This is a genomic window from Arthrobacter sp. TRD_SC_6 (assembly GCF_055361185.1).
Genome location: NZ_CM143953.1, coordinates 614,666 through 638,654 on the forward strand (window position 1 = coordinate 614,666; position 23,989 = coordinate 638,654).

At 61.0% G+C, this 23,989-nt stretch carries 25 protein-coding genes; 16 read left to right on the plus strand and 9 right to left on the minus strand.

Annotated features, from left to right (window positions below):
• Nucleotides 1-194: 194 nt before the first annotated feature.
• The 5 genes from ACWA1U_RS02995 to ACWA1U_RS03015 all read left to right on the plus strand — a co-directional run bounded on the left by ACWA1U_RS02995 (nt 195) and on the right by ACWA1U_RS03015 (nt 8,098).
• A complete protein-coding gene (locus ACWA1U_RS02995; RefSeq protein WP_463723867.1) occupies nt 195-1,688 on the plus strand; it encodes a type I restriction-modification system subunit M in 1,494 nt (497 codons plus the stop codon).
• An 11-nt stretch (nt 1,689-1,699) separates the two neighbouring features.
• Nucleotides 1,700-2,881 carry a restriction endonuclease subunit S gene (locus tag ACWA1U_RS03000; protein ID WP_463723868.1) on the plus strand — a complete coding sequence of 394 codons (1,182 nt, stop codon included), beginning with the start codon at nt 1,700-1,702 and terminating at the stop codon, nt 2,879-2,881.
• A 2-nt stretch (nt 2,882-2,883) separates the two neighbouring features.
• A complete protein-coding gene (locus ACWA1U_RS03005; protein WP_463723869.1) occupies nt 2,884-3,780 on the plus strand; it encodes a HipA domain-containing protein in 897 nt (298 codons plus the stop codon).
• Complete coding sequence (locus ACWA1U_RS03010; protein ID WP_463723870.1) at nt 3,777-4,520, plus strand: HIRAN domain-containing protein; 744 nt, start codon at nt 3,777-3,779, stop codon at nt 4,518-4,520. Before ACWA1U_RS03005 ends, ACWA1U_RS03010 begins: the two co-directional genes overlap by 4 nt.
• A gap of 119 nt (nt 4,521-4,639) precedes the next feature.
• Nucleotides 4,640-8,098 (plus strand): DEAD/DEAH box helicase family protein, encoded by a 3,459-nt coding sequence (locus ACWA1U_RS03015; RefSeq protein ID WP_463723871.1) that lies wholly within the window; start codon nt 4,640-4,642, stop codon nt 8,096-8,098.
• A 77-nt stretch (nt 8,099-8,175) separates the two neighbouring features.
• On the opposite strand, the gene ACWA1U_RS03020 is transcribed toward ACWA1U_RS03015, so the two are convergent.
• Nucleotides 8,176-8,700, minus strand: coding sequence for a CGNR zinc finger domain-containing protein (locus ACWA1U_RS03020; RefSeq protein ID WP_463723872.1), 525 nt, complete (start codon nt 8,698-8,700; stop codon nt 8,176-8,178).
• A 26-nt stretch (nt 8,701-8,726) separates the two neighbouring features.
• Between ACWA1U_RS03020 and ACWA1U_RS03025 the strand changes: the two genes are divergently transcribed.
• The 9 genes from ACWA1U_RS03025 to ACWA1U_RS03065 all read left to right on the plus strand — a co-directional run bounded on the left by ACWA1U_RS03025 (nt 8,727) and on the right by ACWA1U_RS03065 (nt 15,614).
• Nucleotides 8,727-8,966, plus strand: coding sequence for a hypothetical protein (locus tag ACWA1U_RS03025; protein WP_463723873.1), 240 nt, complete (start codon nt 8,727-8,729; stop codon nt 8,964-8,966).
• 46 nt (nt 8,967-9,012) lie between these two features.
• Complete coding sequence (locus ACWA1U_RS03030; RefSeq protein ID WP_463723874.1) at nt 9,013-10,071, plus strand: LolA family protein; 1,059 nt, start codon at nt 9,013-9,015, stop codon at nt 10,069-10,071.
• The gene (locus ACWA1U_RS03035; RefSeq protein WP_463723875.1) at nt 10,068-11,030 is read left to right on the plus strand and encodes an ABC transporter ATP-binding protein; all 963 of its coding nucleotides are present in this window, start codon (nt 10,068-10,070) and stop codon (nt 11,028-11,030) included. Before ACWA1U_RS03030 ends, ACWA1U_RS03035 begins: the two co-directional genes overlap by 4 nt.
• Nucleotides 11,020-11,886 carry an ABC transporter permease gene (locus ACWA1U_RS03040; protein ID WP_463723876.1) on the plus strand — a complete coding sequence of 289 codons (867 nt, stop codon included), beginning with the start codon at nt 11,020-11,022 and terminating at the stop codon, nt 11,884-11,886. Before ACWA1U_RS03035 ends, ACWA1U_RS03040 begins: the two co-directional genes overlap by 11 nt.
• 31 nt (nt 11,887-11,917) lie before the next feature.
• Nucleotides 11,918-12,124: a hypothetical protein gene (locus ACWA1U_RS03045; protein WP_463723877.1), complete on the plus strand. Its 207-nt coding sequence runs from the start codon at nt 11,918-11,920 to the stop codon at nt 12,122-12,124.
• Nucleotides 12,125-12,202: 78 nt separating this feature from the next.
• Nucleotides 12,203-12,991, plus strand: a complete 789-nt coding sequence (locus ACWA1U_RS03050; RefSeq protein WP_463723878.1) for a hypothetical protein — start codon at nt 12,203-12,205, stop codon at nt 12,989-12,991.
• 229 nt (nt 12,992-13,220) lie between these two features.
• On the plus strand, nt 13,221-13,715 hold the full coding sequence (locus ACWA1U_RS03055; RefSeq protein ID WP_463723879.1) for a nucleoside deaminase: 495 nt from the start codon (nt 13,221-13,223) through the stop codon (nt 13,713-13,715).
• Between the two features lie 10 nt (nt 13,716-13,725).
• Complete coding sequence (locus tag ACWA1U_RS03060; RefSeq protein WP_463723880.1) at nt 13,726-15,225, plus strand: NCS2 family permease; 1,500 nt, start codon at nt 13,726-13,728, stop codon at nt 15,223-15,225.
• A 101-nt stretch (nt 15,226-15,326) separates the two neighbouring features.
• Complete coding sequence (locus ACWA1U_RS03065) at nt 15,327-15,614, plus strand: DUF1905 domain-containing protein (protein WP_463723881.1); 288 nt, start codon at nt 15,327-15,329, stop codon at nt 15,612-15,614.
• A 4-nt stretch (nt 15,615-15,618) separates the two neighbouring features.
• On the opposite strand, the gene ACWA1U_RS03070 is transcribed toward ACWA1U_RS03065, so the two are convergent.
• The 5 genes from ACWA1U_RS03070 to ACWA1U_RS03090 form a co-directional block, all read right to left on the minus strand.
• Nucleotides 15,619-15,765, minus strand: coding sequence for a hypothetical protein (locus tag ACWA1U_RS03070; protein ID WP_463723882.1), 147 nt, complete (start codon nt 15,763-15,765; stop codon nt 15,619-15,621).
• A gap of 388 nt (nt 15,766-16,153) precedes the next feature.
• Complete coding sequence (locus ACWA1U_RS03075) at nt 16,154-16,471, minus strand: DMT family transporter (RefSeq protein ID WP_463723883.1); 318 nt, start codon at nt 16,469-16,471, stop codon at nt 16,154-16,156.
• Nucleotides 16,471-16,824 (minus strand): DMT family transporter, encoded by a 354-nt coding sequence (locus ACWA1U_RS03080; protein WP_463723884.1) that lies wholly within the window; start codon nt 16,822-16,824, stop codon nt 16,471-16,473. Before ACWA1U_RS03080 ends, ACWA1U_RS03075 begins: the two co-directional genes overlap by 1 nt.
• Before the next feature lie 126 nt (nt 16,825-16,950).
• Complete coding sequence (locus tag ACWA1U_RS03085; RefSeq protein ID WP_463723885.1) at nt 16,951-17,580, minus strand: isochorismatase family protein; 630 nt, start codon at nt 17,578-17,580, stop codon at nt 16,951-16,953.
• A 74-nt stretch (nt 17,581-17,654) separates the two neighbouring features.
• Nucleotides 17,655-18,749, minus strand: coding sequence for an LLM class flavin-dependent oxidoreductase (locus ACWA1U_RS03090; RefSeq protein WP_463723886.1), 1,095 nt, complete (start codon nt 18,747-18,749; stop codon nt 17,655-17,657).
• A gap of 88 nt (nt 18,750-18,837) precedes the next feature.
• Here ACWA1U_RS03090 and ACWA1U_RS03095 point away from each other — a divergent pair, with 88 nt between their 5' ends.
• Entirely contained in the window at nt 18,838-19,434 is a 597-nt protein-coding gene (locus tag ACWA1U_RS03095; RefSeq protein ID WP_463723887.1) for a CGNR zinc finger domain-containing protein, read from the plus strand.
• A gap of 242 nt (nt 19,435-19,676) precedes the next feature.
• On the opposite strand, the gene ACWA1U_RS03100 is transcribed toward ACWA1U_RS03095, so the two are convergent.
• Nucleotides 19,677-20,075 carry a winged helix-turn-helix transcriptional regulator gene (locus ACWA1U_RS03100; protein ID WP_463724934.1) on the minus strand — a complete coding sequence of 133 codons (399 nt, stop codon included), beginning with the start codon at nt 20,073-20,075 and terminating at the stop codon, nt 19,677-19,679.
• Nucleotides 20,076-20,181: 106 nt separating this feature from the next.
• Between ACWA1U_RS03100 and ACWA1U_RS03105 the strand changes: the two genes are divergently transcribed.
• Nucleotides 20,182-20,577 (plus strand): nuclear transport factor 2 family protein, encoded by a 396-nt coding sequence (locus tag ACWA1U_RS03105; protein ID WP_463723888.1) that lies wholly within the window; start codon nt 20,182-20,184, stop codon nt 20,575-20,577.
• 146 nt (nt 20,578-20,723) lie between these two features.
• Here ACWA1U_RS03105 and ACWA1U_RS03110 read toward each other — a convergent pair whose 3' ends face one another.
• Together ACWA1U_RS03110 and ACWA1U_RS03115 are read right to left on the minus strand one after the other, a co-directional pair.
• A complete protein-coding gene (locus ACWA1U_RS03110) occupies nt 20,724-22,205 on the minus strand; it encodes an NAD-dependent succinate-semialdehyde dehydrogenase (protein ID WP_463723889.1) in 1,482 nt (493 codons plus the stop codon).
• Between the two features lie 76 nt (nt 22,206-22,281).
• The gene (locus ACWA1U_RS03115) at nt 22,282-23,967 is read right to left on the minus strand and encodes a thiamine pyrophosphate-dependent enzyme (protein WP_463723890.1); all 1,686 of its coding nucleotides are present in this window, start codon (nt 23,965-23,967) and stop codon (nt 22,282-22,284) included.
• Nucleotides 23,968-23,989 lie beyond the last annotated feature (22 nt).

Genomic DNA, 23,989 nt, shown 5'->3' on the forward strand with positions numbered 1-23,989 from the left:
GCCACCGAATGCCCGGGTTGCTGAACTGCCCTCCACGACTTGGACAGCCTCCGCTTGCGAACAGCAAATGAGATGCGCACTTATACCTCCATGAGACCCTGTGGTGCCATGACCAGCACCATCGAGGAAGACCCTAGAACCCACCCCTGACAATTCGTCTCAAGCGGAAGAGTGACGCCACTAAGCTGTAACGCGTGATCAACGGGACAGTGCGCGCGCAGGTGGACAAAGTTTGGGACACGTTCTGGACCGGGGGCATTTCCAACCCGCTGGAGGTGATCGAGCAGATCACGTACCTGCTGTTCCTGAAGCGGCTGGACGAGGAACAGACCGGACTCGAGAAGCGCGCGAACCGCACCGGCACGCCCATTCAGAACGCGATTTTTCCCGAAGGAACGGATCCACGCGGCCGGAGTTATGGCGATCTGCGGTGGGGTAAGTTCAAGGCGTTCTCCCGCGAGGAGAAGTTCACGCTCTTCGCCGAGCACATCTTCCCGTTCATGCGCGAGGAGCTCACCCGCCAGTCAAACGGCGAACACTCTACCTACAGCCATCATATGAAAGACGCGCGCTTCACCATTCCGAACGCCGGCGTGCTCGAACGGGTTATCGACATCATCGATGACATCGACATGACTGGCCGCGACACCAAGGGCGACTTGTATGAGTACATGCTCTCGAAGATCGCCACCGCCGGCACCAACGGACAGTTCCGGACGCCACGCCACATCATCGAGCTGATGGTGCAGATGACGGACCCGCAGCCGATGGAGGCAATCTGCGATCCAGCGTCTGGAACGTGTGGTTTCCTGGTTCGAGCGGCCGAGCACGTGTGGGATTCACCGGACATTCTCACCAATCAGCAGCAACTGGATTTCTACCATCATCAGCAGTTCCACGGTTACGACTTCGACAACACCATGCTGCGCATCGGCTCGATGAACATGCTGCTCCACGGCGTCGAAAACCCGGTCATTACCTACCGCGATTCGTTGGCTGACCTGCACTCAACGGAAGAGGAAAAGTATCACCTGATCCTTGCGAACCCACCTTTTGCTGGCAGCCTCGATTACGAGAATGTTGCGAAAGACCTGCTGAGTCTGGTCAAGACCAAGAAGACCGAGCTCCTCTTTCTCGCGCTGTTTATACGGCTGCTCAAGCCTGGCGGTCGCGCCGCGGTGATCGTGCCAGACGGCGTGCTGTTCGGATCCTCCAAGGCGCATAAGGACCTTCGCAGACTGCTGATCGAGGAGCACAAGCTGGACGCCGTTGTTAAGCTTCCTTCCGGCGTCTTCAAGCCATATGCCGGTGTATCAACTGCGATCCTCTTCTTCACCAAAACCAACTCCGGCGGCACCGACAACATCTGGTTCTACGACGTGAAATCCGACGGCTTCAGTCTTGACGACAAACGCGCACCGCTCGGTTCATCCGACTTGCCCGACGTCCTCGAGCGTTACAAGCAGCGCACGACGACGGAAGCTGAGCGTGCGCGAAGCGACCAGTCCTTCCTCGTCCCCAAGTCCGAAATCGCCGAGAACGGTTACGACCTTTCACTCAACCGGTACAAGGAAGTGGAGTACGACGAGGTTGAGCATAAGGCGCCGGGGGAGATCATTGCGGAACTTGAGCTGCTCGAAAAGGAGATTGTCGACGGGATGGGCGAGCTGAAGGAACTACTCAAGTGAAGTCGGCTCGAGTGGGTGAAGTCGCTGAGCAAATTCGGGGCGTCTCGTATGCAAAGGGGGACGCCGCCGACGAGTCCCAAGACGGATATTTGCCGCTTCTCCGCGGAGGGAACATAACGGAAACCGGCTTATCCCTTGAGGACTTGATCTTTATACCCGCCGACAAGGTGTCAGTCAAGCAGCAGCTCCAAAAAGGCGATGTCGTCATTGCAGCTTCTAGCGGCAGTCTATCTTCCGTCGGCAAAGCTGCTTCGGTACCGGCCGACCTACTGGGTACTTTCGGTGCCTTCTGCAAGGTACTGCGACCTTCGTCGCTCGTGAACGATCGCTACTTCCACCACTTCTTCCAGACGAAAAACTACCGTGCCTCAGTGTCCAGTCTGGCGTCCGGTGCCAACATCAATAACCTGCGGAACGAGCATCTTGACGACATGCGCATTCCGCTTCCGCCCCTCGACGACCAGCAGCGCATCGCGGCAATCCTGGACAATGCCGACGAGATCCGAGCCAAGCGCCGCGAGGCCCTCGCCCGCCTCGACGCTCTCACCCAGTCAATCTTCATCGACCTGTTCGGGAACCGATCAGATCTCATCTCCACGACTGTGTCCGACCTTGCCGCGGCGGGGAAAGGATCCGTTCGGACTGGACCCTTTGGGTCTCAGCTACTGACGAGTGAGTTCACGGACGAAGGCATCGCTGTCCTAGGCATAGACAACGCCGTCGAAAATAAATTCAGTTGGAAGCAACGGCGCTATATTTCACACGAGAAGTATGGCTCGCTTGAGCGATACACAGTGCGTCCGGGAGATCTCATAATCACTATTATGGGCACTCTTGGCCGAGCCGCAGTGATCCCTGACGACATCCCCCCAGCAATCAACACTAAGCACCTCTGCTGTATCACCTTGGATCGGTCGAAATGTCTCCCTGAGTTCCTTCACTCTTACTTCTTGCTGCATCCCTCCGCGAGGAAATTCCTCAACCAAACCACAAAGGGTTCCATCATGGGAGGTCTCAATATGGGGATAATCAAGAGTCTTCCCGTGGTGCTTCCCCCACTGTCCACTCAACAAGCATTCGCCACACAAGTTGCCGCCGTCGAACGCTTGAAGGAACACCACCGCACCCAACTCGCCCACCTCGACACCCTCTTCGCTTCCCTCCAACACCGCGCGTTCAAAGGGGACCTCTAGACGTGAGCTGGGACGTTGTCGATCTAAGCGAGTGGAAGCTGTCTCAACAGGAGACCGAAGGCGACAACGAGAAGCAGTGGTACGTCGAGCCGAACACAGGACTTCGTTGGCTCTTCAAGCCGAATCGTCCCGACCGTTCTCCTTTTGAAGGTCATGCGGAGGTGATCGCATCCCGAATCGCACAGCTCTTGGATGTTCCAGCCGCGCAAGTTGAACTCGCGAGGTCTGGAGACTCTTTTGGATGCGTCTCGAGGAATGTCCTTGCGCACAGAGACAATCAGGAAATCCGCCCGGACCAGATCCTCGCGATGCGCGTTGAGAACTACGAACCAAAGGCCAAGATCCGGGTCGGACACAATCGGGGCAACATCGTCGAGATACTGCAGTCCTGTAAGGCACCGAAGACGGTCGAAGATGGTCAGGGACTCAGCGCAGTCGATTGTTTCGTTGCTTACCTATTTTTCGATGCGCTCATCGGCAATGTCGACCGCCACAGCAGCAACTGGGCACTCGAGTTCGACTGGTCGGATTCCGCGAATCCTTGTATCCGTCTAGCGCCCTCCTTCGATCATGCTTCATCTTTGGGGGTCGCGATGAGGGATCGCGGGCTTGACCGGCTGATCGCCCGCCCGGGCGGACCCGCTGAATACCCACTCAAAGCGAAAGCTGGCCGCTTCGAAGATGGGATTGACGTTTCGTTGATCGACTACGCCTGTACATATCTACCCCACTGCTCGGAGGACGGCAGGCGGTACCTCGAACAGCAGTTCACGCGAGTACCGGTCGATGCAATCACAGCCATCATCAGCTCAGCTAATTTGTCGCCGGCCAGTACTACACTGGCGCATACACTCATCAAGATAAACACGGAGAGGATCGCCCGGTGCCTCAGCCAATGACAACGCACGCAATTCTTCCTTCCCGTGAAGCTGCGCCGGACCACACCTTCAAACTGCTGGTTGCTTGGCGCAACCCTGTTCATAAGGCGTACTTGTTAATCGGTTCCGTAGTGCACCAGGAATCACCCAGTGGTGAACGATACGAGTTCTCCTACCGCAAGGATGTTGATAAGAAGCCGCTGTTCCACCCAATTCCGGGGTTCAACGACGTTGGCCACGTATATCAATCGAAGCACCTGTTCCCTTTCCTTGCGGGACGGATCATGAGCGACAGCCGGCCCGACCGGGGGCGCTGGCTGAATGCGATAGGTGCTTCGGTAAGTGCTGGGCCGCTGGAGATTCTGTCGCACTCCTTTGGAGTTCGCGCAAACGACACCTATGAACTCTTCGCTGCACCTAGCGCTGACGAAGCCGCAAACACGCTCACCTTCGACGTGCTTGTCCATGGAACTCGTTACCAGGAGCCCCAAGACGCTGTTCACGCAGAGATCAACCTCATGGCGCCTGGCTCGGCGTTGGAGATAATTCCCGAACCCGAGAATGAACGGGACCTTCGGGCACATGCTGTCCATGCGGCGAGCGGACAGCGGCTCGGGTACGTCCCAGCGCCAGTGCTCGATTACTTGGAGGAATACTGCCCCATCACCGGACACTTCACAGCTAAGCTCCTCCGAGTCAACCCGGAAGAGCTAGGGCCGCATCTCCGCTTGGTCATGCGACTCACCTATCATTCGCGATGACTGTTTCTACGTCCTGATGCAACCCTGAACTCAACCGGCCGACCCGCACACGCTGAGGTGGACCACCCACACGAACACTGATCAGATATCCTGCAGCGAGGACCAACTAAGGGGCATAGATGGGGGACGCGGTTCAGCCACAGAGCAACTTCTCGTTCCTGCGCACCGAATGGCCTGACATCGCCGTTGAAGCCTGCAACGCCGAACGCTTCGCCCGTATCGATCCACGCACATCGCTCCTGTACTGCCGCCGCACCCTCGAATTCACTCTTCAGTGGATTTTCACCGCTGACACCTCGCTGAATCAGCCGTACAAAGACGACCTCAACGGCATGCTGAACGAACCCACCTTCAAGCGGCTCGCTGGTGAACGCCTCCTGGACAAGATGCACGCCATCCGTAAAATCTCCAACAAAGCCATCCACACGAACGTTTCCACCAACGTCCAAACCTCCGAAGCAATCCTCCGCGAGGTATTCCAGACCTGCTTCTGGCTCGCCCACCGCTACTCCCGCAATGACCAGAACCGTCCGACGACGGGACTCACCTTCGACAGCGCGCTCCTCAGCCCGCAGCGCCGCCCCATGCCTGCGCCGCCCGGAACTCCCGGGCCAGCACCTAGCCAGCCAGTCGACGTCGTACCCAAGACCGCCGAGCAAGTGGCGTCCCTTGCCAAGGAGCTTGAAGAACGGGACCGGAAGCTTGCCGAGGCCGCTCAGCAAAAGGCGAATCTCGAGGACGAACTCAACGAGCTGCGGGAACAGATCAAGCTGGTCACCGCCCAGCGCCGCCATGAACCTGACCGCCATGACTACAACGAGGGCATCACCCGTACAGACCTCATTGATCCACAGCTCGAATGGGTTGGCTGGGATCTGAAGCAGCCCGATGTCAGGGAATTCCCGGTCGACACCATGCCAACGCCACAGGGCACGCTCACCGGCAAGGGAGCGGCTGACTATGTACTGTGGGGCGCCAACGGACTGCCACTGGCCGTCGTCGAAGCTAAACGAACCACCAAGGACCCACACAACGGACGGCAACAAGCGCGGCTCTACGCCGATTGTCTGGAGCGGCGGTTCGGGCAGCGACCGGTCATCTACTACACCAACGGTTACCAGACCTATGTGTGGGACGACGCGTTCTATGCGGAACGGAAGATCCAGGGATTCCACACCCGCGACCAACTGCAACTCATGGTCGACAGGCGATCCACGCGGAAACCCCTCGCTGAAGCCGTCATCGACGACGCGATAGTCGAACGCGATTACCAGCACGGGGCCATCCGCGCGGTGACGCAGGCGTTTGAGGGCGACGCCGAAAGGCGCGCTCTGGTCGTGATGGCAACCGGAACCGGCAAGACGCGTACGGTGATCGCCCTCGCAGACCTCCTGATGAAAGCCAACTGGGTGAAACGGGTGCTGTTCCTGGCAGACCGGGTAGCACTGGTGGATCAAGCGGCGAGAGCCTTCAAGACCCACCTCCCCGGTTCCGCCCCGGAAATACTCGGGCGAGACAAGCCCGCGGACAGCCGAATTCACCTCGCCACTTATCCCACCATGATGAACCTCATCGACGAGACGGTGGGGGACGGCAAAGTGAACAGGGACCGCTTTGGGATCGGCCACTATGACCTGATCATCGTCGACGAGGCACACCGATCCGTTTACCAGAAGTACAAGGCAATCTTCGACTATTTCGACTCTTTCCTCATCGGTCTTACCGCAACACCAACCGATGACGTCGACCGCAATACGTTCAGCCTCTTCAACCTTGAGGACAAGGTCCCAACGTTCGCGTACGAGCTGAACCGCGCCATCGAAGAAGGCTGGCTGGTCCCTCCGCGCATCATGGAAGTGCCGCTCAAGTTTCCCTACGAAGGCATCCGTTATGAAGAGCTCAGCGATCAGGAGAAAGACGAATGGGATTCGCAGGAATGGGACGACGACGGCGAGATACCTGACGAAGTGGACCGCGCCGTCGTCAATAAGTGGCTATTCAACGAAGACACGGTCGACAAGGCCCTGCAGGTTTTGATGGAGCGCGGCCACCGTGTCACCGGCGGTGACAGGCTGGGTAAGACCATCATCTTCGCCCGAAACAATTACCACGCCCGCTTCATAGAGAAGCGCTTCAACATCAACTACCCGGGCGAGAAAGGGCAATGCGCGCAGGTCATCACTTACGACGTGAACTACGCGTCCTCCCTCATCGAGTCATTCGGGAAGCCGGGCAGCAAGCCGGACATCGCCATCTCCGTCGACATGCTCGACACAGGCATAGACGTTCCCCAGGTGGTGAACCTGGTGTTCTTCAAAGTTGTCCGCTCGAAGACAAAGTTCTGGCAGATGGTCGGGCGCGGAACCCGCCTCTCCCCCGATTTGTTTGGTCCGGGCGAGCACAAGAAGGACTTCCTGATTTTCGACCTGTGCCGCAACGCCGAGTTCTTTAACGCCGGACTTGAGCTGTCGGAAAATCCGCTTGCCAAGCCATTGGCTCAGCGCACTTTCATCACGAGAGTCCAGCTTCTTCGAGCGTTGCAGGGAGGCGATAACGACGCCGGCTACCTTGCCGACCTGCGGGATGCCCTCCACTCGACAGTGCGGGACCTTCCGCGTGAAAACTTTCGGGTCAAGCCCCGCCTCGAGCATGTAGACCGCTTCGCCCGTCGCGAGCAGTGGGATTCGCTGGAACCCCACGATGCCGAGGTACTTGAATCTCAACTCAGCGACCTTGCAGTAATCTCTACGCCGTCCGATACCGAGGAAGCCAAACGATTCGATCAATTGTTACTCAGCGCGCAACTGGTCCTGCTAACGGAGCCGGGCAAGATCACGCCCCTGCAGCGCAAGATCATGGAAATAGCTTCGGCGCTGCAGGATCAGCCCACAATCCCTGCGATAGCTGCGCAGTTGCATCTCATCGAGGACATCCTCAACCCGTTGTACTGGGAAGGCGCCTCGGTCACTTGGCTGGAGGAAGTACGACGTAAACTCCGGCCGCTCGTTCATCTCATCGAGAAGAAGCGAAGGAAGGTCGTGTACACCAACTTCGAGGACGTCCTTGGTGAGGTCCTCGAAGTCGGTATGCCCGCCGTCGTGGGCCCCGTTGACATTGCCCGGTACAGCGAGAAGGTTCGCGCGTACCTGGCAGACAAGATGGATCACGCGACAATTCAGCGGCTGCGTCGGAACCGCCCCTTGACCGAGCTCGACCTGAAAGAGCTGGAGCGGCTCCTGCTCGAGAGTGGCGCCGGCTCCCGTGAGGATTTGAATCGGGTTTCCGCTGAGGGATTGGGGTACTTTGTTCGCTCACTGGTTGGACTGGAACCCGAAGCAGTCAAGGAAGCGATGGCCGAGTTCATCGCAGGCACCACCCTCACTGCCGCTCAACTCGACTTCGTCAACATGATCGTGCAGCACCTGACCAAGAACGGCGTGATGACCGTCGACCAGCTGTATAAGTCGCCCTTCAACAGCGTCGCGCCCACAGGCCCGGACGACTTGTTCGGCGAGGAAAGAGTAGACGTCCTCGAAGGGGTGCTGCGACACCTCGCGGAGACGACCCGCGCCAGCTGATCCGCCCCGTGAATGCTCCCATAATCGGCTTTTGACGCGATGATAAGGCCATTATCTGCCCACTCAGCGGTGGGCCTTCAGCTCCCCAGAGGCCGGGACCGATGCCGCCGGACAGAAGCCCGGTTGGCACAGCGAACCGAGCAGTAGCGTTGGCGGCCGTTGCGGGTCACATCAGCTACGACGAATCGGCAGGGTTCAGCCTCACACCGGCCAAGGCGATGCATCCCGCGCGTGACCAGATGCAGGGAAGTACCGACACTGATCACCGCCCGCAGCACCGAAGGCAACGCCTGCTCATCGTCGCGGTAATGCAGGTGCCAGCCCTCGCCGTCGTGATCGGTCAGCCGCGGGTACGCCGTTGCGCTGGCCATATGTGAATTCAGCAGCGCGGCACGCTCATCGGGACTCGGCGCGTCAACCACTGTCAGCCACTCGTCGATGACCATGCGGGTCCGTGGGAGATCCTCGGCATGAGTCGGAAAATCCATAGTCATCCCGAATTCGCGTGTGCGTTCAACGAGCGCCGCACGGCTCTCCGGCCAACTATTTGAGAGCGAAGCAGCCATCAGAACGGCGTATTCCCCGTAAGGGTTGAGATGCATAAGAACATTACATCATCGTTGGATGCATGGCTGCTAGCTCTACTTCAACGGACAACTTTAACCCTTCAACCGCTCTAGATCACGAGCACTCCTGGATGGTCAACTCACGGCACCTCACGTCGGAGGGAATCATCCTCTACGTACAGTGCTCGCAGTGCCAGGCGTGGCGCGTGGATCTGACGATCGACGATCATTTCGTCCCCTCCGGCGTGAGCACTGTCGTCCCGGGACTCCCGTCCAACTCTCAGGAACCGGGTGTAGCGTGATGCTGAGGCCTAGCGCACAAGCATTAGCAGGATGAGGCGATTCGCAATGACTCCCACAACGCGAAGCAACTGGCGGCACTGGACCCCGGCTATCGTTGCCGCTGGAGTAATCGGTGCCGGTGCACTGGTTCTGCCACTCACGGCAAACGCCGCCGTGGATCTTCCCGACAAAACGCCCGCAGAGGTTCTCGAATTGGTCCGGAACACGAGCGTTGATACCTTCTCCGGCACCGTCAAACAGACCTCCAACCTCGGCCTGCCGGACCTCGCAGGGTTGGCACCCACAGACAAAGCCAACGACGACGGTGAACCCTCCCCCGCGAGCGCCGCCGTCGAACTTCTCACGGGCTCCTATACAGCCAACATCTTCGTCAGCGGTCCCGACCAGGCACGCGTTCAGATCCTCGATCAGCTTGATGAGCGGAACATCATCCGCAACGGCAGCGAGCTCTGGTACTACAACTCAGACGAAAACGAAGCGTTCCACGCCACCGTCGCAGAACACTCTGTCGAGAAGCCCGGCTCTCCCGACGACGTCGCGGAAATGTTCCTCGACAGAATCGATCCCACCACGGAAGTCACAGTCGGAACGGACCGGATGATCGCCGGGCGCGAGGTATACGACCTCACCCTTACCCCTCGCACCGATGAAACCCTCGTCGGTTCCGTCAACATAGCGGTCGACGGCGAAACCGGGCTCCCGCTTGAAGTCACAGTCACGTCCGCCGCAACTAACGAACCGGCGTTCAGCACCGCCTACACCGACGTCAATTACGACGCACCGGATCCTGAGCTCTTCGTATTCATGCCGCCGGAAGGCGCCACGGTCACCGAGGTTGGCGGCGGCGACAAGGCCAGGCCCCATGCCGCAGATCAGAAGCCGGGGATCGAGCCAACAGTGGTCGGCGAAGGCTGGGACGCAGTCGCCGTCGTTCCCCCGGGAGGCCAGGAACTTCCCGAGATGCTCACGCAGCTCAGTACCCCAGTCGAGGGTGGCAGGCTCCTCGAAACTACCCTCGTGAACGTGCTCATCACTGATGACGGGCGCACCCTTGTGGGCCCGGTGACCACTGAACGCCTTCAGGCCGTTGCCTCCAACCAGTGAGCGTAGACGCTAATCTGGTCATCGAAACGGATGGACTAACCAAGCGGTTAGGCGGCCGGAATGTGGTTAACGGCGTTGACCTGGCTGTCCCGAAGGGTTCAGTGTTCGGATTTCTGGGGCCCAATGGATCCGGGAAAACCACCACCATCCGCATCCTCCTTGGCCTAGCCTCGGCCACATCCGGCGGGGTACGGGTGCTCGACGAGGCGATCCCAGAAGCACTTCCGGACGTCCTCCCCCGCGTTGGCGCGCTCGTGGAAGGACCGGGCTTTTACCCGTTCCTCTCCGGTACAGCCAACCTCCTCCGCTTCGACGCTGCCGACCGCTACGCCAACCCGAAAACGCGACGCGAGCGCGTGAAGCATGCACTGGACCGCGTAGGTCTTTCCCAAGCGGCGGACAAAAAGGTTGGCCGCTATTCCCTTGGCATGAAGCAACGCCTCGGCATCGCGAGCGCGCTCCTGACCCACCGCGACTTGATAGTTCTCGATGAACCAACGAACGGCCTTGACCCGCAGGGCACCCGCGAAGTGCGCCACCTCGTCCGGTCCCTGACCGAAGAGGGCACAACGGTCTTTGTCTCCAGCCATCTTCTCGCCGAGGTTGAACAGATCTGCTCGCATGTGGCAGTCCTCAGCGCCGGCACGCTCGTGGCGCAGGGCAGCCTCGATGAGCTCCGCAGCTCCGGCCAACCCCGCGTACGCATCCTCACACCCGACATCGACCTAACCCTTTCCGCGCTGCATCGCCTGGGTATGACCAACGACGACGACGACACCCGGGTGCCTGACGCCCACCCCGGCATTACCGCGCCACTCCCGGCGGACGTGCCGCCGGATCGGATCGTTCGTGAACTGGTCGAGGCCGGCGTCCGGGTCAACGGGTTCGGGGTTGAACAGGCCGGACTCGAGGACCTCTTCGTCGCCCTGACCGGAGAGGGGTTCGACGTTGTCCAGTGAGGCGGGAGTAAACGGGCCATTCGGCGGGACACAGCGTCGAAGCTCAGGTTGGTACTTCCTGCGTTCCGAACTCGCCGTGCTGTTCCGTCGCCGTCGCACCTGGGCCCTGTTGGCCGCACTTGCCGCCATACCGGTGCTCATCGCCGTCGCCGTACGCCTGTCCTCCGGACCAGAAAGCGGGCGTGGACCTGCCTTCCTGGACCAGGTAAGCCAGAACGGGCTGTTCGTGGCAGTGGTGGCAACCATCGTCGCCGTCCCGCTGTTTCTGCCGTTGACCATAGGGGTGGTCGCGGGCGACACCGTGGCGGGAGAGGCGAGCACCGGAACGCTTCGCTACCTGCTGATCTCCCCCGTGGCACGCGGGCGATTGCTTGTGGTCAAGTACGCGGGCGCCGTCGTCTTCTGCCTTGCGGCGACCTTCACCGTCGCCCTAACCGGCGTCATCATGGGCGCTCTGTTTTTCCCGATCGGCCCCGTCACCCTCCTGTCCGGGACAACCATCGGCGTAGGAGAGGCACTCCTGCGCCTGATGCTGGTGGCGCTCTACGTTGCGCTTTCGCTGGTGGGGCTCGCCGCCGTCGGGCTTTTCATTTCCACGCTGACGGATGTTCCCGTGGGAGCGATGGCGGCGACAGTAGTGGTTGCCGTCGTCAGCCAGGTGATGGGACAGCTTCCGCAACTTGAGTGGCTGCACCCTTGGCTCCTGAGTCAGTATTGGCTGGGTTTCGCTGACCTCCTTCGAGACCCTATCGTCTGGGATTCCTTTCTCGCCAACGGTGCCCTGCAAGCCGGTTACCTTGCTGTCTTCGGGACCTTGGCCTACGCACGGTTCTCGACGAAGGACGTGCTCGCGTAACCGACAGGCAACCTGGTGTGATAATGAGTCCATGACGGACAAGGCTGCCGAGAACAATCATCTTCACGACGATCCCCGTGAGGCGGTTATCGAGCCAGAACCGCACTCGGGTCACGCGAACAACATCCGCGAGGAACAGGGAACGCACGCAGCGGGTGCAGTCCCGGCGGCTTTCGCTGGAGCTCAGCGGGCTGGGGACAAGCCCGAGGACGCCACCGATAACCCCGACGCAATCTAGTACATCTGGGCGCCCTTCTCATGCTGCCCTCATGAAGCGCCGCTACGCTTTTTTGCGGACACAGCCTGAGAGGCACACATGCAGAGCGAACCCGTTCATATTCCCCCCTCGAGCTCAGCCACAGCCCCTGAATGGCGGCGAATCCGCTTCTGGCGCGTGGCTGCAATGCTCGCCATCCCGGTGTCGATACTGAGCCTGACCAGCGGCCTGCTCTTCGTCGCCCTTGAGAATTCCACGACCGAGACCTTCGATGACATCCACTTCTGGTTCTATTTCTTCGACGTAGGCCGGGAGATCAACGTACCCACCTGGTTCACTTCGGGGCTTTGGATCGTTGCCGGCCTGTTCGCCACGCTCTACTCGCGCCGCGCCGTGGACCACCGACGCTCCTGGGTGCTGTTCGCCGTCGTATGCTTCTTCTTCTCCATCGACGAAATGCTCGAACTGCACGAGCGCCTCGACACGATCGGCTACCAGCTCGCGGAATTCCTTCCGTTCAACCTCGGTCATGTCTGGGTCATCCCTGGCGCGATCATCGCCGTCGTGATCGTCCTTGCCCTTTCACGGCTGGTTTTTTCACTGCCATCCGGCGTCCGGAACGGGCTCTTTCTCGCGGGTGCCGTGTTCGTCATCGGCGGTATGGGATTCGAGACTCTCGCTGGCCTGTCTGCCGCCGCCATCGGGATCACCCCACAGTTCTTCGTCCTGACGCTCATCGAGGAAACCTGTGAAATGGCCGGCATCGCGCTGTGTGTCGCGGCGCTCGCCCACCTTGTGGAGTACAAGAAGAACGACGACGACGCCGTCACCTTCCGGCTCGCACGCCGGCTCCCCAAGGGAGCATCCACCGAACCCGACGCTTCATAACATTTCCGTAAAACGGAAAATTAATTCCACAAAACCTATGGTGCTCGTCACAGCACACTGCTACTCTCGAACCCTGAAGCCAAAGGCGGGCCCTCTCAGGGGGCTATCTACCAGGTGGACCTGCAAATCTATGCAAATCCGTTTAGCAGCAGTCTGGTCGTGAAACACCGCGCCGTAGGTGGCGCGCCTGGAACTCGCAGGATTGCTGCCCACTTTGGGAGTACCTTCCGTGACCACCACCACCAAAGAAGAGCAGTTCCTAGCGCAAGCCATCTCGTTGGCCACGCAGAATGTTCACAATTCCGGCGGGCCATTCGGCGCGCTCATCGTAACAGCAGACGGCCGTTCGTTCGACGGCGTCAATCGCGTCACCGCGAATAATGACCCGACGGCGCACGCGGAGGTCATGGCCATCCGCAACGCTTGCGCATCCATGGAGACTTTCGATCTCTCCGGTTCCACCCTTTACACCAGCTGCGAGCCCTGCCCGCTGTGCCTATCCGCGGCACTGTGGGCGCGCGTCGACACCGTCGTCTTCGCTGCTGACCGTCACGACGCCGCCAAAGCGGGCTTCGACGACGCCGTGTTCTACAATTTCTTCGCGACCCCGGTGGAGGAGCGGTCGATGGCCGTACGCCAGTACGCACTGCCGACCTCCTCCAACACCACAGCCTCCGCTCCCTTCGATGCGTGGAGCACTCTCGCCGCGCGCGTGGATTACTAAAGGAACCCCTATGTCTACCCTCACGCAGACCGGCGGCCAGCCCGAAGGGCCGGCATCACCGCCGCGTAGAGAACAGCCCAACCAAAGCCGGTTGGACAAGTATTTCAAAATTACCGAACGCGGTTCGACGAAGAGCCGGGAAGTTCGCGGCGGGCTCGTCACGTTCTTCACCATGGCGTACATCGTCATACTGAACCCCCTCATCCTCGGCGGGTTCAGCCCGGACGCCGCAGCGCTCGACGTCGAAGGCGGCTGGCTCCAGGCCACGCAGGTTGCCGCCGTCACCGGCCTGACAGCCGGCGTGATGACCATCCTCTTCGGCGTCGTCGCGAACCTTCCGTTCGGTATTGCCGCCGGGTTGGGGATCAACTCCTTCCTCGCGGTGTCCGTAGTCGGCGACGTGACCTGGCCCGAAGCGATGGGCCTCGTGGTCATCAACGGCCTGCTCATCGTGTTCCTCGCGGTAACCGGTGCCCGAACGGCAATCTTCAACGCGGTACCCAGGCAGCTCAAGGCGGCGATCACCGTCGGAATCGGATTATTCATTGCCTTCATCGGGTTCGTGGATTCTGGTTTTGTCACCCGAACCCCCGGTGGTCCCCCGGTCCAGATGGGCGACGGCGGTTCCATCACCACCGTGCCCACGCTCGTGTTCATTGTCGGCCTCATCATCATGGGCATTCTCATGGCACGCAGGGTGCAGGGCGGCCTGCTGATCGGAATCGTGGCCACCACCATCATTGCGATCGTCATCGAACTGTCGCTGCGGCTCGGCGCCGGCGGTCCGGACAACCCCACCGGTTGGCACCTCAACGCACCGGTGATTCCGAGCAACATTGTTTCGCTGCCAGACTTTGGTCTGGTGGGGGCATTCAACCTCTTCGGCGCGTTCGACCGCATCGGGGTGCTGGCCGCAACCATGCTGGTCTTCACACTGGTCTTCACCAACTTCTTCGACGCCATGGGCACCATGACCGGGTTGGCCAAGCAGGCCCGCCTGACCAACAAGCAGGGCAACTTCCCGCGCTTGAAGTCGGCTCTGGTCATCGAAGGTGTCGGAGCGGTTGCCGGTGGCGGGTCCTCGGCGTCGTCGAACACTGTGTTTATCGACTCAGCCGCCGGCATCGGCGAAGGTGCGCGAACCGGCCTCGCTTCGGTGGTGACGGGCACGCTCTTCCTGCTGGCCATGTTCTTCACTCCGCTCACCGCGGTGGTGCCGCTGGAGGTAGCGGCGGCTGCCCTCGTCGTCGTCGGTGCCATGATGGTGGCGCAGATCCGCGAGATCAACTTCAGCAACTTCTCCGTAGCTCTGCCGGCGTTCCTCACCATCGTGACGATGCCGCTGACCTACTCGATCGCCAACGGCATCGGGGCGGGATTCATCAGCTGGGTCATCATCCGGGCGTCCTCGGGTAAGGCCCGCAAGATCCACCCGCTGCTCTGGGTGGTTGCGGCCGGCTTCCTCGTGTACTTCGCGCGAGGACCGATCACCATGTGGATGGGCGGCTAACCGCTTTATCCCCGCATCGAGTCAGCAGAAATGGCCAGGTATCCGTTGATTTCCTAGTCGTTTCTGCTGACTCGTTTTGCGTGGAGGGTTAGGGTGGCCTCGTGAACCTCACCTTCGAAGGCGACATCTGGCACTGGCGCGGACCAGCACCTTTCCACTTCATCACCGTCCCGGACGACGCGCGGATGGAGATCAAGGCTGTGTCCAAGGTTGTCACTTACGGCTGGGGCATGATTCCGGCAGAGGTGACCATCGGCGCGACCACCTGGACCACGTCGCTATTCCCCAAGAACGGCGGGTACATTGTGCCGATCAAGGACTTTGTGCGGAAGGACGAGGGGATCGACGAAGGCGACACCGTCACAGTGACGCTGAACATCGACGCCTGAGTTGTCAGGTGCGGAGGATCACCAATTCGCGGGTGGCGCGGGTCATCGCGACGTAACGGTCCACGGCCCCCTCAATACCGTCGCCCAAAGAGTCCGGATCCACCAGCACCACCAAGTCGAGCTCAAGGCCCTTCGAGAGCTCGGGTGTCAACGGCTGGACGCGGTGTCTGTACTCAAACCCTGGTAAGTCGAGCTCGAGTTTGTGGCTGTGACTGATCGAAAAGCAGGGGATTCGCCGAGGGCCGGATCTCAGCCGCCGATTCGTTGACCCGAGGAAGTTCTACGTGATCAGGTTGCCTTGGGGGCGCTCGAGTACGTATGAGCGCAGCACGTTGGGCTGGTGCGGCAGCCGCGCCGTCGGTGTGAGAACAATTTCGAGCACGCTAGTCCATGCGACGTTAGAACCTAAAGTTGAGTTGAGGTCAAGATGTGCCCGTTGGAGGCGAAGGTCGCACGACGATCCTTCAGCGGACAATTTTATAGCGGCTGCGCGTACCCATTGCAGCAGTGATTTTCCTCAGGGACGGCTGTGGGTGTGCTTAGTGGGGTGCGCCGAGTTCGATGAGGAGGACGCCGCCGATGATGAGGGTGATGCCGAGGCTCATGAGCCAGGTGAGGGGGTCCTTGAACAGGAATCTTGAGATGACGGCGGTGAGTGCGACTCCTGCTGCTGCCCAGATGCCGTAGGCGATGCCGATGGGCATCCCCTGGGCAAGGGTGAATCCGAGCAGGCTGAAGGACACCAGATATCCGATTGCTACTGCCGTGTACCAGCGCTTGTTGTCGATGGCGAGGCGGAGGCTGATGGTGCCGGAGACCTCGAACAGGATGGCGCCGACGAGCAGGAGGTAGGCCATCAGGCGACCACCGGTTTCTTGTGGGCTGCCTGGGCGCCGAGTTCCACGCAGAGCACGCCGGCGATGATGACGATGATGCCGATGCCCATGAGGGTGGTGATCGGTTCCCCGAAGATCAGAAGAGAGCCAACGGCTGTGAGGGCTACGCCGCTGGCTCCCCAGATACCGTAGGCGACTCCGAGAGCCATGCCGGTGCGGAGGATCGCGGAGAGCAGGGCGAACCCACTGAGGTAGCCGACGACGACGACGACGTAGAGGGCGGGGTGCTCGAGGGCGCCTTTGAGTGCGAGTGAGGCTGTCACCTCGACCAGGACGGCGGGCATCAGGAGTAGCCAGGCTCTGGGGTTGGTCATGAGTGGGTTCCTTGCAGATCGTGCTTTTAGGATGGCCTGGGTTTCACCCGCTGATCGCCGTCGTCGGGACGTATCCGCCCAGTCCGCGGGCTGGCATGTCGGCGACGATTCGCCGACCTCGCATCTCTAGCGGGTACTGCGGCCTCGAGTGGCGGAGGTGACCAGGTCGCTCTTGGTCAGCGCCACGCTTGGGCGTAGTGCGGTGGCCCAGGTCGCGGTGTCGGTGACGGCGGCCCAGTTCGAGTGCAGTAACGCCATGAGGGTTTCGTGGACCTGGCGTGCGGGCGCTGTACCGGCCTCGTTGGTGAGGTCGATTGCCCCGGTCGCGTCGGAAAGGACCTCGACGCTGATACCGAGGGGCTCGGCGGCTGCAGCGGAGGCGATGACGCAGTTGTTGGTCATGTAGCCGACCAGCGTGACGGTGTCGATGTCCTGCTCGCGCAACCAGGCCTCGAGGCCGGTCTCCGCGAAGATGCTGGAGAACTGCTTGCTGATGCGCTTGGCTGCGGCGTCTTCGTAGGCGGCTACCGTGGGGTGGTTCTGCCAGGTCGATGATCCGGAGGCGAACACGGGGGCCTCTGCCGGGAGTTCGTGCTGAACGAGCACAACGGGCGTATCGGTCTGCTGGGCCGCGTCGATCGCCTGTTGGATGCTGACGATGGAGTCGTCGCGAGCCGGGAATTGGATGGGAAGCAGTCCGTCGAAGTATTCCTGTTGTGTGTCGATGACGATGAGGGCTCGGCGTGGTGCGTTCATGGGGTTCTCCTTCAGAGAGGGTTTGTTGTGAACTGGTGGAACGGGTGGAAGATCTGACAAACCTGGGTGGGGTTCTATTGCGCCATGGCCGGGAGCGAGGATCCGAGGCGGGGCATCGCGTAGTGATCGGCGATCAGGCTGATCCCCTGCAGGTCCAAGGAGGTGGAGTGGCCGCCGACGACGAGCATCACCTCATCGACGTCGGTGCGCGCCTGGAGGGCTTCGAGGCGGTCGGCGACTGTTGCAGGTGTGCCGTGGAAACTGCGGTCGGTATAGGCGTCGACGATGTGACGCTCCTGCATCGTGGGTTGATAGGCGTCGACCTCGTCGGCGGGCAGCAGCAGGTACCCCTCGCCCTTGAACATGCGCAGCATCGCCATGGCCGACGTTGCCGCCTGCCGCCTGGCTTCTACCGGGTCGTCGCTGATCGCCACGGGCACGCTGACAAGGCTGTGGGGCTCGGCGAGCACATCGGAGGGCCGGAAGCTCTCACGGTAGAGGCGCATGGCGGTATCGACGTCGGCGTCGCCGAACTGTAATGCGAACGCATATGGTCGACCGAGCTGCCCGGCCAGTTGAGCCGAGTACGGCGAGGAGCCGAGCATCCACACCTGCGGCGTGCTCGGCGGTGTGGTCACACGGTTCTCCTTCGCTTGCCAGGGGCCTGGTACCGCGTGGACCTGCCGGTAAGGGTGCCCGGAAGGGAAGTCATCGCCCAGGAATCCGAGCAGTTCCAGTACCTGCTGTGGGAAGCCGTCGTTGGCGTCTGCTCCCCGACGCAACGCAGCGGCTGTGGCCCCGTCTGTGCCTGGAGCTCGACCTAGCCCGAGATCGATCCTGCCCGGGGCCAGTGCCTCCAGCATCCCGAATTGCTCGGCGATCAGCAGCGGGGAATGGTTGGGCAGCATCACTCCGCCGGCCCCGAGACGGATGTGCATCGTTTCGGCGATGAGGCGGGCGATCATCAACGGCGGGGAGGACACGGAGGTTGCACCCATCCCGTGATGCTCAGACATCCAGAACCTGTGAAAGCCGCGTTGATCTGCGGTCCGCGCAAGTGAGATGGTGCTCTCGAGCCCCTCCTGGGCGCTCATCCCGACGCCGGTGCCGCCAGCGGCAAGTACGGACAGTGTGAGCGGCGCCGCGCCGGATGGTCGACTCAACCTCACAACAACTCCTCATGGAAAAAAGATCCTTTTGACATGATTCGAGCCTAGCACCTGTCTCACGGCAAAACGAAACTGATAACATGAGAACATGTTTGAGATACCGCTAGCTCCCGCACCGGGCGCCCAGGAGCATCCGAGCCTCGCCCTTGTCAACAGCGCAGGGGGCATCGCGGGTGGCAAAGGCTACGACGAGATGAGCACCCCAAAGGCCGCGGCGGCTTGGCTGATGGCACGTGATCTCGTAGGGCCGGAAGCTGTGCTGCACGAGCATTGCCAGGGCCGGCTCGTGGCGCTGCGCGCGGATCTGCGCACTCTCTTCACCGCTTACACCACCGGAGACGTCCCCGCGACGTCCGCCGTGCACGCTCTAAACTCCGCCCTGACCTGCGTCCCCGGCGCTCTGCTGTTGCGTTTCGACCCACACGCGGGATTTATCCGTCGCGCCGACCACCCCGTGACGCAGGTCGTAGAACACGCCATGGCCCTGATTGCCGATGATGCCGCCTCGCTGCTCAGTGGCGACCAAGCCCCGCAGCTCGCGTCCTGTGAAGCAGACTCCTGCCAGCGATTCTTCGTCCGCACCCACGCACGACGGCAATGGTGCTCAACCCGTTGCGGCGACAGAGTCCGCGCCGCGCGCGCCTACTCACGCAAACGCTCAATCCAAAGCCCGCAAACCGCGTGACGCACCCGACAGGCGGCAACGTCATCCCAAATCTCCGCTCGTGACTGTGTGGGATATGGATAGTCTTGCAGAATCAGGCGATCGGCCATCAAGCAGTGCGACAATCGCGCCATTTATCGCTGCGACTCACAGTCACAGGCTCACTTATGTCCGCGGCCCCAGCGGCATCATTGAGTACTCGGCGTCGATGGGTAGTGGCTTTGAGTAATATGAGCCTCGAACCTTGCGCCATACATCGTTGATCAAACCTTCGACGAGGAATCAGTGTGTAATCGGGATTTTGGCGCTTCGCAGGAGTCTGAGTGGCGTTCGTCGTAAGTGTCCCGGGCATCGAGAACTTCATCGATATGTTCAACCGCCCACCGTCCCAGTGCCGCGAGCGGTTCATGTAGCGTCCGGCCTAGATGGGTCAGCGCGTATTCCACTCTGGGCGGCATCTCGTCATAGGCGGTCCGCGAGATGATTCCGTCCCGCTCCAGGTCCCGCAGGGTATCGGTTAGAACCTTGCCACTGATGCCGTCCACGGCCGCGCGGATCAAGCCGAAACGGAGCGGGCCGTCTTCGAGAGCGATAACGACCATCGCTGTCCACTTGTTCGCGATCTTGGCCAACGACGTACGCGATGGGCACGTTGAAATCATCACATTCCAGCCCGGTTCAAACATCTTCTCGCTACCGCCTTCAGTTACGTTGAGGTAACAGGTTACCGATTGTAACTATGGAGTGTTACCCGATAAAGGAGAAATCATGAACAACACATCACCGGCCGCCGTCGCCGCCAGCTACTTCGAAGCTCTGGGACGAGGTGACTTCCCAGCAGCGATGGCACTGTTTAGTCCCACAGCTGTGTGGCACCAGCCGGGAGCGAACAGGTTCTCCGGCGAGCATGTCGGCGTGGAAGCAATCGGCGCCATGCTCGGTGGCATGATGGAGACCAGTGAAGGCACGTTCCAGTTGACCGTGGCAGGCCTCACCATGACCAACGGCGAGATCGCCGCAGTACCCGTCCGGTTCTCGGGCACCAACCGAAACGGATCGATGGACATGGCAGGCCTCGATTTACTCACGGTGCGCGACGGAAGGATCAGCGAAGTTTATCTCTTCTCCGAGGATGGCCCGGGCGAGGACTACTTCTGGGGTTAAGACTGAATCAGAAGACATTTTGAGTTAGGCCAGCAGCTGGGCTGGCAGAAAATCTCCCAGCTGCGGATTCATGTCTGGACCAGTGAGCGGGAGTCGCGCTTCGCCAACAGGGCCGCCGCCATATAGAGGTGCTGATCGTATGTTGGCTAGTTGGTGTAGGGGTCGGCGATGCCGATGTACTGGGTGTAGAGGTATTCCTCGATGCCTTCGCTTCCACCTTCCCTGCCCAGTCCTGATTGCTTAATGCCGCCGAAGGGCGCGGCCGCGTTGGAGATGACACCGGCGTTCAGGCCGAGCATGCCGGTTTCGAGCTGTTCACCCATGCGGATTCCCCGGTTCAGGTCGCGTGTGTAGACGTAGGCCACGAGCCCGTATTCGGTCTTATTCGCGAGCCGAACGGCATCGGCTTCATCGTTGAAAGTGATGATCGGAGCAACGGGCCCGAAGATCTCCTCGGAAAAGAGCCTGGCGCTTTCGGTGACGCCGGTGAGGAGGGTGGGCTGGTAGAAGTATCCGGGCCCCTCTTCGGGGGCGCCGCCGACCAGAGCGGTAGCACCAACGGAAACGGCGTCCGTGACGAGCTCATGGACTTTGTCCCTGCTTTTGGCATCGATCAGAGGACCGACTTTGGACGTTTCCTCGGTACCGCGGGCCGTCGTCATCGTCGCCATCCTGGCGGCGAACTTCTCCGCGAACTCATCAGCCACCGATTCGTGGACGATGAAACGGTTGGCGGCTGTGCAGGCCTCCCCCATGTTCCGCAGTTTCGCCAGCATGGCACCGTCGACGGCGGCTTCAAGATCGGCGTCATCGAACACCACGAAGGGTGCGTTTCCGCCCAGTTCCATGGAGGTGCGCAGCACGGTCTCGGAAGCATCAGCGAGCAGGCGGCGGCCCACCTCGGTGGAGCCGGTGAAGGACAGCTTCCGTAGCCGGGTGTCTTTGATCAAGGGCCCGGTGGTGGCGCCGGCGCTGGTGGTCGCGATGACGTTCAGGACCCCGGCGGGCAGGCCGGCCTCCATCATGACCGCTGCGAAGAGCTGGGACGTCAGGGGTGTGAGCGCGGCGGGTTTGAGGACCATGGTGCAGCCGGCTGCCACGGCGGGAGCGATCTTTCGGGTGGCCATGGCCAGCGGGAAGTTCCACGGAGTGATCAGCAGGCACGGTCCTACAGGTTTTTTCGTCACCAGGAGACGGGATTTGCCGTCAGGGGAGACCGAGTACCGGCCCGATACGCGCACCGCTTCCTCGGAGAACCAGCGCAGGAATTCAGCGGCGTAGGTCACCTCACCGCGGGCCTCGGCCAGTGGCTTGCCCATTTCCATTGTCATCAACAGTGCGAAGTTCTCGGCTCGTTCGGTCACCAGTTCGAAGGCACGGCGCAGGATTTCCCCGCGTTCACGGGCCGGGACCTTTGCCCACGATGCTTGGGTTGTGGCAGCGGCATCCAGGGCGGCGGCGCCGTCCTCAGGTGATGCATCGGCGATACTCATCAGGACTTTTCCCGTGGCGGGGTCTTCGATGTCGAAAGTCTTGCCTGACGCTGCAGGGCTCCATTGCCCGTTGATGAGCAGACCGGTCGGGACGGAGTCCAGCAGGTCGAGTTCTGTGATTGCGGGGATGGTCATATTTTCTTCCCTCCAGTGAGTGCGTCTGAGAATGAGCGGTGTTGAGCAGGGGTGTGGCGTTGGCTTGGGCGGAGCCTTAGTAGGCTCTGACCCGTTGTTCGACGACGAGGTGGATGAGGGCAAATACTTTGTCCTCATCGATCGCTTTCAGTGCCGCAGTGACGGCGGCGGGGATGTCGGCGTCCTGTTCGACTTTGATGCCGAATCCGCCGAAGGCCTGCGCCATGAGCGCGAAATCCGGGTTCTTGAGCTGGGTACCGGAAACCCGGTCGGGGTAGTGGCGTTCCTGGTGGGTGCGGATGGTGCCGTATTCCTGGTTGTCCATCACGATCACCAAGGGGGTGGCGCCGTACTGGGTAGCGGTCGCCAGTTCCTGCCCATTCATGAGGAACTCTCCGTCCCCTGCGATGGTGACGATGCGTCGGCCTGGGTGTGCGAGGGACGCTGCGATCGCGGAGGGGACTGAATAGCCCTTGGAGCCGTTGCGCGCGCTGATCATGGAGGCATAACGCCGTGTGGGGAAGTAGCGGTGAGCCCAATTGGTGTGTTCACCGGCGCCCAGAGTGATCATCGCATCCGCGGGCAGAGTGGGCACCAGGTTGGCCATCAGGGTGTCCATCCGTGCGGGGCCCTCGGCCGGAGTGGGGTCGGGAAGGGTAGCGAAGGATTCCTGTTCGGCACGCATCCGCGCAGTCCAGGTCCGCCATTCGTCTTTGACCGGGAGATGGAGTTTGACTAGGTCCCGAACGAACACGTCAGGTTTGGCGACGATCTGGTAGGAGACGGGGCCGGATCGACCGCGAAGGGACGAATCGATGGTGACCAGGAAGTTTTTCTTGTTCCAGTCCTGCCGGCACAGGAACCCGTCGGTGATGACATCACCGGGCACCGTGCCGACGAAGACGAGCAGATCGGTCTCCTCAAACAGGTCATAGGTGGGGCGGGGGCGGCCGTAGCCGATCGGGCCGACGTAGGACGGGGAATCAAAGGGCACTGTGCCCTGGGTGCGCCACTCAGCGGCCGCTGGAATGTGGTGTTCCTCCAGCCAGGCCGTGAACTGATCCGCGCCGTCCTGGGTCCAGTCATTTCCACCGGTCACGAACAGGGGCTTGCTGGAAGCGGCCAGAGCTGCGGCCAGGGCATCGGAGTCCGTGGTCGTCATTCCGCCGGTCGCCACCGGGATCCGCGGATGCAGTGTGGCATCGATCTGCTTGCGGATCACGTCCTCGGGCAGGCCAATGACCACCGGGCCGGGCCTGCCGCTCATCGCGGCGAAGAACGCTTCGGCGACGATCTCCGAGGCCCGCTCGGCATGATCCAGGACCATGACGCGTTTGGCGCCGGTATCGAACCAGGCCTTGATGTCGAATTCCTGGAATGCTTCGCGATCCCGGTGGGCGAACGGGATCAGCCCGACGAAGAGGACCATCGGGGTGGAGTCCTGCCAGGCAGTATGCAGGCCCACGTGGGCGTTGGCCGCTCCAGGGCCCCGGGTCACCATCGCAATGCCCGGCAGTTGGTTCATCTTGCCATCAGCTTCTGCCATGTAGGTGGCACCGCCCTCGTGCCGACAGACAATCGTCTCGATGTCGGAGCCGTGCAGGCCGTCCAGAACCTCGAGGAAACTCTCCCCCGGAACCACATGGGCCCGCTTGATCCCATGGGCAACCAGGGTGTCCACGATGACATGCCCTGCTGATTTCCCCGTATTAGTACGTTCCCGCTCGGTCTTTTCGGAATATTCAGGCATGGTCTGTGTCATGTGCTGGAAACCCTTTGTCGTT

Excerpts from the sequence above, each read along its gene's own strand:
- ACWA1U_RS03115 (WP_463723890.1), bottom strand. The coding sequence starts at position 23,967 with ATGACACAGACCATGCCTGAATATTCCGAAAAGACCGAGCGGGAACGT.
- ACWA1U_RS03075 (WP_463723883.1), bottom strand. The coding sequence starts at position 16,471 with ATGGCCTACCTCCTGCTCGTCGGCGCCATCCTGTTCGAGGTCTCCGGC.
- ACWA1U_RS03020 (WP_463723872.1), bottom strand. The coding sequence starts at position 8,700 with ATGCATCTCAACCCTTACGGGGAATACGCCGTTCTGATGGCTGCTTCG.
- ACWA1U_RS03060 (WP_463723880.1), top strand. The coding sequence starts at position 13,726 with ATGTCTACCCTCACGCAGACCGGCGGCCAGCCCGAAGGGCCGGCATCA.
- ACWA1U_RS03010 (WP_463723870.1), top strand. The coding sequence starts at position 3,777 with ATGACAACGCACGCAATTCTTCCTTCCCGTGAAGCTGCGCCGGACCAC.
- ACWA1U_RS03050 (WP_463723878.1), top strand. The coding sequence starts at position 12,203 with ATGCAGAGCGAACCCGTTCATATTCCCCCCTCGAGCTCAGCCACAGCC.
- ACWA1U_RS03100 (WP_463724934.1), bottom strand. The coding sequence starts at position 20,075 with ATGATTTCAACGTGCCCATCGCGTACGTCGTTGGCCAAGATCGCGAAC.
- ACWA1U_RS03025 (WP_463723873.1), top strand. The coding sequence starts at position 8,727 with ATGGCTGCTAGCTCTACTTCAACGGACAACTTTAACCCTTCAACCGCT.
- ACWA1U_RS03015 (WP_463723871.1), top strand. The coding sequence starts at position 4,640 with ATGGGGGACGCGGTTCAGCCACAGAGCAACTTCTCGTTCCTGCGCACC.
- ACWA1U_RS03030 (WP_463723874.1), top strand. The coding sequence starts at position 9,013 with ATGACTCCCACAACGCGAAGCAACTGGCGGCACTGGACCCCGGCTATC.
- ACWA1U_RS03085 (WP_463723885.1), bottom strand. The coding sequence starts at position 17,580 with ATGAACGCACCACGCCGAGCCCTCATCGTCATCGACACACAACAGGAA.
- ACWA1U_RS03095 (WP_463723887.1), top strand. The coding sequence starts at position 18,838 with ATGTTTGAGATACCGCTAGCTCCCGCACCGGGCGCCCAGGAGCATCCG.
- ACWA1U_RS03045 (WP_463723877.1), top strand. The coding sequence starts at position 11,918 with ATGACGGACAAGGCTGCCGAGAACAATCATCTTCACGACGATCCCCGT.
- ACWA1U_RS03080 (WP_463723884.1), bottom strand. The coding sequence starts at position 16,824 with ATGACCAACCCCAGAGCCTGGCTACTCCTGATGCCCGCCGTCCTGGTC.
- ACWA1U_RS03105 (WP_463723888.1), top strand. The coding sequence starts at position 20,182 with ATGAACAACACATCACCGGCCGCCGTCGCCGCCAGCTACTTCGAAGCT.
- ACWA1U_RS03110 (WP_463723889.1), bottom strand. The coding sequence starts at position 22,205 with ATGACCATCCCCGCAATCACAGAACTCGACCTGCTGGACTCCGTCCCG.